This is a genomic window from Nostoc sp. DedQUE12b (assembly GCF_034530835.1).
Lineage (GTDB): Bacteria > Cyanobacteriota > Cyanobacteriia > Cyanobacteriales > Nostocaceae > Nostoc.
In genome coordinates, this window is sequence record NZ_JAVRCI010000142.1 from 1 (window position 1) to 9,399 (window position 9,399).

The 9,399-nt window shown below is 42.4% G+C and carries 12 protein-coding genes; 8 read left to right on the forward strand and 4 right to left on the reverse strand.

The genetic code is table 11. The features are described from left to right. From RMY16_RS32500 to RMY16_RS32525, 6 genes are all read left to right on the forward strand, one after another. The coding region (locus RMY16_RS32500; RefSeq protein WP_322739830.1) for a hypothetical protein at positions 1-962 on the forward strand (962 nt) is incomplete at its 5' end. Positions 963-975: 13 nt separating this feature from the next. Beyond that, positions 976-1,797, forward strand: a complete 822-nt coding sequence (locus RMY16_RS32505) for a hypothetical protein (RefSeq protein ID WP_322739831.1) — start codon at positions 976-978, stop codon at positions 1,795-1,797. A 96-nt stretch (positions 1,798-1,893) separates the two neighbouring features. Next, on the forward strand, positions 1,894-2,478 hold the full coding sequence (locus tag RMY16_RS32510; RefSeq protein WP_322739832.1) for a hypothetical protein: 585 nt from the start codon (positions 1,894-1,896) through the stop codon (positions 2,476-2,478). Then, entirely contained in the window at positions 2,478-2,714 is a 237-nt protein-coding gene (locus RMY16_RS32515) for a hypothetical protein (protein WP_322739833.1), read from the forward strand. Before RMY16_RS32510 ends, RMY16_RS32515 begins: the two co-directional genes overlap by 1 nt. Next, positions 2,711-3,175 (forward strand): hypothetical protein, encoded by a 465-nt coding sequence (locus tag RMY16_RS32520; protein ID WP_322739834.1) that lies wholly within the window; start codon positions 2,711-2,713, stop codon positions 3,173-3,175. Before RMY16_RS32515 ends, RMY16_RS32520 begins: the two co-directional genes overlap by 4 nt. A gap of 5 nt (positions 3,176-3,180) precedes the next feature. Beyond that, entirely contained in the window at positions 3,181-3,609 is a 429-nt protein-coding gene (locus RMY16_RS32525) for a hypothetical protein (RefSeq protein WP_322739835.1), read from the forward strand. 176 nt (positions 3,610-3,785) lie between these two features. Here RMY16_RS32525 and mreD read toward each other — a convergent pair whose 3' ends face one another. The 3 genes from mreD to RMY16_RS32540 all read right to left on the reverse strand — a co-directional run bounded on the left by mreD (position 3,786) and on the right by RMY16_RS32540 (position 6,331). After that, the gene (gene mreD / locus RMY16_RS32530; protein WP_322739836.1) at positions 3,786-4,403 is read right to left on the reverse strand and encodes a rod shape-determining protein MreD; all 618 of its coding nucleotides are present in this window, start codon (positions 4,401-4,403) and stop codon (positions 3,786-3,788) included. 25 nt (positions 4,404-4,428) lie between these two features. After that, positions 4,429-5,223, reverse strand: a complete 795-nt coding sequence (mreC, locus tag RMY16_RS32535) for a rod shape-determining protein MreC (protein WP_322739837.1) — start codon at positions 5,221-5,223, stop codon at positions 4,429-4,431. 100 nt (positions 5,224-5,323) lie between these two features. Then, on the reverse strand, positions 5,324-6,331 hold the full coding sequence (locus RMY16_RS32540) for a rod shape-determining protein (protein ID WP_322665570.1): 1,008 nt from the start codon (positions 6,329-6,331) through the stop codon (positions 5,324-5,326). A gap of 372 nt (positions 6,332-6,703) precedes the next feature. Between RMY16_RS32540 and RMY16_RS32545 the strand changes: the two genes are divergently transcribed. After that, positions 6,704-7,066, forward strand: a complete 363-nt coding sequence (locus RMY16_RS32545; protein ID WP_322665572.1) for a single-stranded DNA-binding protein — start codon at positions 6,704-6,706, stop codon at positions 7,064-7,066. A 90-nt stretch (positions 7,067-7,156) separates the two neighbouring features. Here RMY16_RS32545 and RMY16_RS32550 read toward each other — a convergent pair whose 3' ends face one another. Further along, positions 7,157-7,900 carry an SIMPL domain-containing protein gene (locus RMY16_RS32550; RefSeq protein WP_322739839.1) on the reverse strand — a complete coding sequence of 248 codons (744 nt, stop codon included), beginning with the start codon at positions 7,898-7,900 and terminating at the stop codon, positions 7,157-7,159. Positions 7,901-8,200: 300 nt separating this feature from the next. Here RMY16_RS32550 and RMY16_RS32555 point away from each other — a divergent pair. After that, positions 8,201-9,399, forward strand: a 1,199-nt coding sequence (locus tag RMY16_RS32555) for a cation:proton antiporter (RefSeq protein ID WP_322739838.1), incomplete at its 3' end; no start/stop codon positions are given.

Genomic DNA, 9,399 nt, shown 5'->3' on the forward strand with positions numbered 1-9,399 from the left:
TTCCGACAATTCCCCAAATAGAAACTGCGGCAGCCACAGGCACATGCAGAACCACCCAGCCGGGGGGCTGCATGAACAAAGCACTAAAAGACAATGCAGCCGACATTACCAACAATAACAATACCAATTCAGCAAATATACTTGGCGCTGTTAATGCCGTAGGACAAGGGGCAGATTTGGCTTTACTTGGCGTTATTAACAATAAACTAGGTGATCAAGTTCCCGGTGGCATATCAGGTTTCTTGGGAAGAGGGTTTAAGTGGTTGCAGTTGGATCGCGTTCTTAATGTTTTGATATTTATCACAACCGTTCACAATGCTGGGATGTTGAGCAACAACCTTGCTCAAACCTTGTTACAGGCAATTGGAAACGGATTAACACTGATAGGCATTAAAGACGAAAATGGCAATGCATTAGATTTAAATACTTTGCTTGGCGGTGCTATTAGCAGTGTACTGCAAGGCATTGTTGGAGCAGAAAACTACGCTACTTTAAGCGCTGCATGGACAAAAGCTAGCCGCATCTATCAGGCAGGCGCAAACGTAATCAGCAGCTTTACAAGTATGAGTGATGTAATCCTTAATGGTATTGAATATCTAGCAGGTCAATCAGCTAAAGTAGGCAATGCTTTGCGTAATTTTAGAGTTGTGGGTGAACGAGCTTATGAAGTTTTCAATCCTCAGCCTAATCTCAAATGGGGAATATTTAGCAAGCTACAGAAGGGGCAAGAATCTGCTGATTTTATTTTACAAGTCTCTCAAGTCCCAATAGATGTAATACAAGCCGACACAGATTTTACTCAATCAGCAACTGAACTTACCAAAGCTATCAAAGAAGATCCAGAAGTGCCAAAAGGATTAAAAATTGAGGATGCTGCTCAAACTAAAGCTAAAGAAACCGAGGTTAAAGCCGCAAGCTTGTCCTTAAATTTGAGTGAAATTGATTTAGATAGTGACGAATAGGGGAGGATGATAAATGGCGTTACCTGCTAACTTTTCACCAGTTGAGCATCTTCATGATTTAATCCGTAAAGAACATAATAAACGAGTAAATACTTGGTTTAAAAACCAGCGAAAAGATTCCTTAGAAACTCCAAAAGAGAATGCTTATCAAGCCTGTTTGATAAGAGATGAAGACGATGCCAATACTATGTTGTTGAGGAAATTATTTTTTGAGTTTGATGTTGGGCAAGCTCAATCCCTACAAGCTCCTATTTATGGTATTCCTGTCACCGAGCATCAAAGAGGAGTAGAATTCAAGCCCCAAGTAAAACTTTATTTTAAAGAAAGATTATCCCCCACTTCAGATCGGCTAAATCCTGCTACTGGAGAAATAACTTTTAGATTGATGAATGAGGCAGGACAAACTTACACAAGGGCAAAAGCTGAGGCAATGGCAAAGGATATCAAACGAGAGTTTGGTAATCCTATCTTTGTCTGGGACAAGGGAATTTATTATTACTATTACCGAGACTTTGAAAGGGGCTACGACTTGCGATTGCTAGTAAAATCAAAAACCGAAGGTGAACGCATAGCTAAGGCAGTTTTAGCTATTCAAGGACACCCATACAATGACGATTTCTCAGACTTCCAGGAACACACAAGAGCGTATCCTACAAATCCAGGAAATCAGACCATTTACGGCCAATCTGTCAAAAAGCCAGTTAAGCGCCCTACAACAGAAGTTCGGTTTAGATACGCTCAACTTTTATTGCATGGTCGATTAAAGGTGATCAATCTGGTTGCTACGCCAGAGGCAGCACTAAAACAGGTAATCGAGCGATTGACAATCATATAAAAAAGTTCTGTGGATAACTATAGTAGTCGATGCCAAAGGAAGGGCTGAAAATCAGTGCTAGAAAGGATTGTATCAACCGATTCACTTAAGGTACTGATGGCTAAGAGATTTAATAATTTGAAATCTGCTTTAAAATTACTGCGCCCACTTAGCGGGACTGGTGATGCTGTGGACTTAGCAGATACCTCAGCGCTAGGATTTTTTCAGGCTGTTCAAGCGGGTAAAAAAGCTGTGGAATATGGCGACAGACCGGAAGGCAGCGAGCCAGGACAGCTTTTGCTTTACTCTCTCGTGCCGTTTGCTACGCCGATTAACACGGCTCCAAAGGTAAAAACCTATCTTTCAAAGCGATCGGAGACTGGTATTACAGCAGCTGGTATTGCTGTTGCTGATGCGAACATTTCAAAAGCTCCAGCGGATGTTGCTGCGGCTGTTGAATTAGTGGGATTTGTTGCAGCTAAAGCTGTTATTCGGGTACCTGGGACAACAACAACTACAAAAACCAGCAAGCTGACCGGACAAAAATATAAAACAAAGGGTGGTAACTCATATAGTTACCCTATCGGTTTTGGAGTTGGTGAAACTGCTAAAGGCTTCAAAGACGTGAAAGAAGCTATCGCCACTAAGGTAAAAACTGTCGCTACCCGTTCGGTATCCTTTACACCCGAAATTTACCGCTAATGATTGAAGGAATTATAGGGGTAGAAATTCCCCTATATCCTCAAATGACTGAGGATGAAATTGCACTGAGGGTAGAGCAAGAAGAAGCCGCACAGCTAGCTATGACCTGCTTTTGTAATGGGTCTATAACGCTAGAAGAATATATGGATATTCTGGAAATGTGTGAGGTAGATATGGATAGTTATTGTCTAAATCTTGAACAAAACTTAAACGCTACGGGATTAATAGTTGTGTGACCGGGATTAATGATTCTCTCAACTGGGACTTGGTACGACGGCAAACTTATATAGCAACTCCTGGCCCGGAAACTAGCTACATTCCCATTCCTCCTATCTCCATTATTTGTGATAGCTATCTAATGATGTTTGGATTTCGCAACGATTTAGCGAAATCCCATTGGAGATTTGCAGCCAAAGTACACATGAAGCTGCTTACACTCCCATCATCTACTTCTGAATTTATCGCAAGTGTAGACGCTTTTAGCCAAGGTTGCGGGTTGAGAGAGTTGACTCTAATTAAATTTCCCAATTTGGGACTACTGCCTTTTGTTGCAGAAATTATAATCCCTAAGTGGCACAGGCAGATGTATATTGAGGCTTGGAAATATTCTGGCGATGAAATTGACGTTAATACTCAATCTTTAAGTCTGATTCAGTCAAAGTTAACTCAAATTGAATCTAAAATCGATGCTCTTTAAATTAAATGACTATTACAAAGTCGGAAATAGCTGTTACCAATTCTTCTAGTCCAGGGCTAACACTAACTTTAGAGAATACTGGAGTATTTCTAGGAATAATAGTTAGTGCTTTGGTTATTGGTGGAGTAGCTGTACAGATAATTAGTAAAATCAACAGAATTTCATCCTCTGTCAGCCAAATTGAAGAGGCAATGAAAGAACACGTCAGAAACGCTGAAAAAATCCGCCAATTAGAAAAAACCTTGGATTTACATATTCAAGAGTACGTGAATCGAAAAGATGTCATGCAGATGGTACTGGGGCAATTGGATCAGAAAATTAACCATAAATTTAAGCGACTTCTTTTTTACACTAGGGACGTGCAGCGCTTTTTGCAAAAAGATACTAATTTTAATATTCGAGAGTACGAAGAGACTACTCAGCAGGACGAGTAACTCACTGGGGATTCACTGTAGCTTGAATCCATATTGCCAGAGGTTGCCCAAATTCCATAAAGATTTAGGTTACAGGGTACAAAAGATAATTTTCTTTACTGTCACCTGTAACCTATTCCCTTCCTAACTCCTAATTCTTGTACAGACGCGATTAATCGCGTCTCTAACTCCCTTTACTATTGCTCTAACAATTTCATCCGCTGCCACCAAAGATTCAACGGATAATAGACTACAGGTGCCCACAGACTACTCAGAATGGCAGAGGCGAGAGCGACGCGCTGATAATATGTCCAAATATCTGTCACCTTGCGCTCATTGCCGAGCAAAGTTAATTGCAACCCAAAGATAGTTTCTGCCAAAACTGCCAAAACAAAGACAATTACAGCAATCGAAATAAAATCTTCTTCGATAAAACGCTGTTTTTGGAGCAGAGCAGTTAAAGCCCCCACAATACCTAAACTGATGGCATGAGTCGGGCTAGGTGATGTCATCGAATCTTGAAGTAGCCCCAGAATTATACCTGCTAATGCTCCGGCAAACACCGTGCGCTTCACACTCCAAGCTACCACCCAAATTAATAACCAGTTAGGGCCAATTCCCAACAATTCCATACCTGGGAATCGGGTTGGTAATAATAGTAAACATAACAGTACAGAACTAGCCGTCACTATCCAGCCCAACAACTGACGTGTACCGGGATGCCAACGAGCAAGCGGCTGAATTCGGAATTTCGATTTTCGCTCTGACGATTTTGGCTTTTTCTGCCTGCTACCACCAAATGCAGGAATCTTCATTTTTCTAGTGATTTTTTCAAAGAATTTACTTAGACTTTTGCGGCATTTGATTTGCCGACTCTTGGTTTTCTAGCTTGGGATAAACAGCTACCCAATCAAGAGAACGGATTGGCGGAAAAAGCTCAATTTTTGCCACTGATGCTGGGAGTTTCTTTAAATCCAGCGACTTGATTCGTCCTACTGCCAAACCGGAGGGAAATTTCTGACTATAAGTAGATGTGGAAACTAAATCTCCTACTTTGACATTTGGAACTTTTTCATAAAACTCCAATACAGCTTCAGCAGAAGAATCTCCTCGCAAAACGCCTTTAGCTGCTGTGCGGCTAACCGATACACCCACTTGACTCTTGAGATCGCTGATTAACAACACGCGGCTAGTATTAGGAGTTACACTCTCCACCAAACCCACCAATCCGCCTTCTGCCTTGACTATGAAGCCTTCCTGAATCCCTGCATTCGCACCGCGATTCAGCGTCACTTGTTGCCACCACTGGTCAGCACTACGTCCTACCACCCGTGCTGGAATTGGTCGCGATGCCAGCGGCTCTTTTTCCACATAGCCTAATAAATCTTGTAACTTTGTCTTTTGACTTTCCAAATCTACTATACGGGTTTGCAATTCCATTATCCGGGCATCTCTGATACGTTCTTCTGGAGTTGGCCCTGACTGCAATATCTCTAATGGACGGGTAATTGCCTGGTATGTCTCAAGCACTAACTCACCTTGAGTCTGTCGCAATATCCAAGCACTACCAAGTGCTAAAGCTAACAACCCAATTTGCAACCCTTTACGATCCCACCAACGCCGTATTGTCACCATATATACCTGAATGTATTTATATAAATTAAGTTCTACTTGGATTCTATTTATATAAAACCCAAATAGAACTCAAATAGAACTCAATTCTGATATTTTTTTGCTACATATTGCGAGAGCTTTCGATAACAACTCGTTCCAACTGTTTAAAGTTTTCTAACACACGACCTGTTCCCAGCACAACACAGCTCAAAGGATCGGCAGCAATGTGGGTAATAATCCCTGTTTCATGGCTAACAAGGGTATCTATGCCTTTGAGCAAAGCACCGCCACCAGCTAGCATAATACCTCTGTCAATAATGTCTGCTGCCAGTTCTGGGGGTGTGCGTTCTAGTGTCCGCTTCACAGCTTCGATGATTACTGATAGCGGTTCCAACATGCTTTCACGGATTTCTGGGGCTTTGATGGTTACAGTTCTCGGTAGACCCGAAAGCAGGTGTAAGCCTCGGACTTCCATCATCGCGTCATTATCATCATTAGTCGGATAGGCAGAACCAAGCCGAATCTTGATTTCCTCGGCAGTACGTTCACCAATGACTAAATTATGAACTTTCTTAATATACTGAACGATCGCATCAGTCAGTTCATCTCCAGCAATACGTACAGATTCGCTGATTACCGTACCTTGAAGACTCAGCACTGCAACTTCTGTTGTCCCACCACCAATATCAATGATCATGTTGCCAGTTGCTTCGGCAACAGGTAGTCCTGCACCAATAGCCGCAGCTACAGGTTCATCGATTAAATAGACTTTTCTGGCTCCTGCTTGGTGAGCTGCATCCATCACCGCTCGTCTTTCTACTCCTGTGACACCACTGGGAATACCAATGACGATTCGGGGTAGAATTAGAGACTTACCTTCATTTACACGCTGAATAAAGCTTTTCAGCATCAGCTCGGCTATATCAAAGTCAGCGATTACACCATCCCGCAAAGGACGGAGAGCAATCACATTTCCCGGTGTGCGACCGAGCATTTTTTTGGCTTCTTCTCCTACTGCTAGTGCCACCTTTTCGTTGACATCGATAGCAACTACAGAAGGTTCTTGTAGTACAATACCTTTACCAGATACATAAACCAGGGTGTTCGCGGTACCGAGGTCGATACCCATATCCCATGAAGTGCGAAAGTTCCTAAAAATACCCACGCGTCTGTAAGCCCCCTATGTGCGATACTTTTTGACTACAACGGTAATAGTTAATTGTGCCGGATTTGATAAAGTTCTTATCCTGAGTTGAGTCAGTTAGACTATATTTTTATATGATTCCCAGGAATATTTAGTATGTCTCAAGCCCCGTACTTTTTGATATTCTCTGGTTAGATTAGTATATCCGTATATTTTTATGTGTTTCTCCAAATAGTGTGTATAAATTTTCAAGTCCATTATATTGTTAACTGTTTAACACATTATTTTCAAGTCTTTCACAATTCGCTATGATGAAAGTCGAAATTGCTAAGTACGTTTGTACTGAAAGGTAACGCGATGAGTATCAATGTTGTCACCCTCATTGGTCGTGTAGGCGGCGACCCAGAGATTAAGTATTTTGAGTCTGGTAGTGTGAAGTGTAGATTAACACTAGCTGTTAATCGTCGCACAAAAGAAGGTGAACATACCGACTGGTTTAATTTGGAACTATGGGGAAAAACGGCGGAGGTGGCAGGTAATTATGTACGTAAAGGCAGACAAATTGCTGTCAAAGGTTCCTTGAAATTTGACACATGGAGCGATCGCCAAACAGGAGCAAACCGCTCATCCCCTGTGATCCAAGTAGATCAACTGGATTTATTAGGCTCTAAGCGAGATGCAGAAGGTGGTACAGGAGATATGTCTCCAGAACATTTTTAATTGGGCATCCCTTCGGCTTTGCTCAGGGCAAGTGGGCATTGATTATTAGTCCTTTGCCTTTACAAATGACAAAGGACTAATGACAAATGACTAATAACTAATTTGCAACGTCACCGATGCTTCTACTTGCTGTTCACCACCAACAATCGGGGTGGAAGCATCAGCTGATTTCGCAGCCTCAGCCCGTAAAAACATTGGTGGTGGTGGAGGCGCACTGGCATTATTAACTTGAATGCTGACTATTTCTTTGGATTTAAAACCCAAGGCACTAAAAACGGCATCAGCTTGCTGCCGCGCGTCTTGAGTAGCTTCTTTTAATGCTTGCTTTTGAGCCGCGGCGATCGCTTCATCATTCGCAACAAAATTAATGCCGTTAATTTGTGTTGCACCGGCTTTGACTGCATCATCCAATAATGTCCCAGCTTGCTCAACAGGAATACTAAAACTCACAGTGTTAGTGGCAGCATAGCCTGTAATTCGCTGGACATTATTGGTGTAGCTGTAAACCGGGTTCAGTCGAATACCAGTAGTTTGTAATTTTTCAACATTTTTGCTCTTGAGAAACGCAACCACCGCCGATGACCTCTGAGCGGCTTCTTGCTGTACCCCCTGGGCTGTTTTCCCCTGAATCTCCACTCCTAAACTGACTTGTGCCAGAGTTGTCGGAATTGTTTCGACTCCGCGACCACTGACACTAAGGGTTCGTGACAATCTATCTTTTTCTTGTGCGAATGCAGGTAGTACAAAAGTTGCACATACAAGCATTGCTAAAGGCAGTATTTTCCACAGGTTTGTCGATGGAAAATGAGAACCGGGTAAAGCGGCTCTAGTCATCATATTTGCACTCCTCAAAGTATCCACAGATGTTGTAAATAAAGGTATATAGCAATATTCTGCTGGTCGTTGAAAGCCAACAGCCACCACAAGTTTTTCACAACTCAAGTGCGATCGCTAGATACAATTTCTATGTTCTTACTTTGACACTGCGATCGTCAAAAGCTGAAATGGTTACATTTTTTGAAACTAAAAAAATTACATCAATGCTGCACAGCGTATTTGAATTCGGATTACTTCACCATAGGATGTTTTTCAGAAACGCGTCAGAATCAAAGAGAAGGATTTTCAGAGAACCTAATGCATTTGTTAGATCCAATCAACTTCTCTTTTCCTCTGCTGGCTAGCGCAACAGAAGCCGCAGACAGTTCGATGGTAGTAGCAGCAGTGTTACTAAGCTTAGTAGTCGTTTATCTCGCCAGCAAAGTTGGTGGAGAGTTATCAAACCAAGTGGGTTTGCCGCCTGTTTTAGGTGAACTCGTTGGCGGTGTAGTAGTTGGCATCTCTGTTTTCCACCTTTTGGTATTTCCAGAAGGCGGCACAGACAGTTCTAACTCTTTAATCGTGTCCTTCCTTCAAACCACTGCTGGTTTAACGCCTGAAGCCGCTCCAGCAGTGTTTGCAGCCCAGTCCGAGGTCATTTCCGTTTTGGCAGAATTGGGTGTGATTATTCTGCTGTTTGAAATCGGCTTGGAGTCGAATTTAAAAGATTTAATGGCAGTTGGTATTCAAGCTACTGTTGTCGCAGTAGTTGGGGTAGCAGTACCCTTTGCTGCTGGGACTGTGGGTCTAATGACTTTGTTTGGTATCGATGCTATACCCGCAATTTTTGCAGGGGCGGCTTTGACTGCTACTAGTATTGGGATGACATCCAAAGTGCTGTCAGAATTGGGGCGGCTCAATTCTAAAGAAGGGCAGATTATTTTGGGTGCTGCTGTAATTGATGATGTATTAGGAATCATCGTTTTAGCGGTAGTTGCCAGTTTAGCTAAAGATGGCGTGGTGGATGTCAGCAAAGTCATTTATTTGATTATCAGCGCCACTGGTTTTATTTTGGGAGCAATCCTACTAGGCAATGTTTTCAATAAGTCCTTTGTAGCGATCGCTGATAAACTCAAAACACGCGGTGGACTGGTAATTCCAGCATTCATCTTCGCTTTTGCTATGGCATACCTTGCTGCCGTCATCCACTTGGAAGCAATTCTGGGAGCTTTTGCAGCTGGTTTAGTTCTAGAAGAGACAGATAAGCGTAAAGAACTACAAAAGCAAGTCTCTCCTATTGCTGATATGTTAGTACCAATTTTCTTTGTGACTGTTGGCGCAAAAACTGATTTGGGAGTATTAAACCCAGCAATTCCCGACAATCGGGAAGGTCTAATTATGGCAACTTTCCTGATTACAGTAGCCATTCTCGGTAAAGTAATCACAGGTTTAAGCGTGTTTGGTCAACCGGAAATCAACCGTTTAGCGATCGGTGTGGGGATGATTCCTAGAGGCGA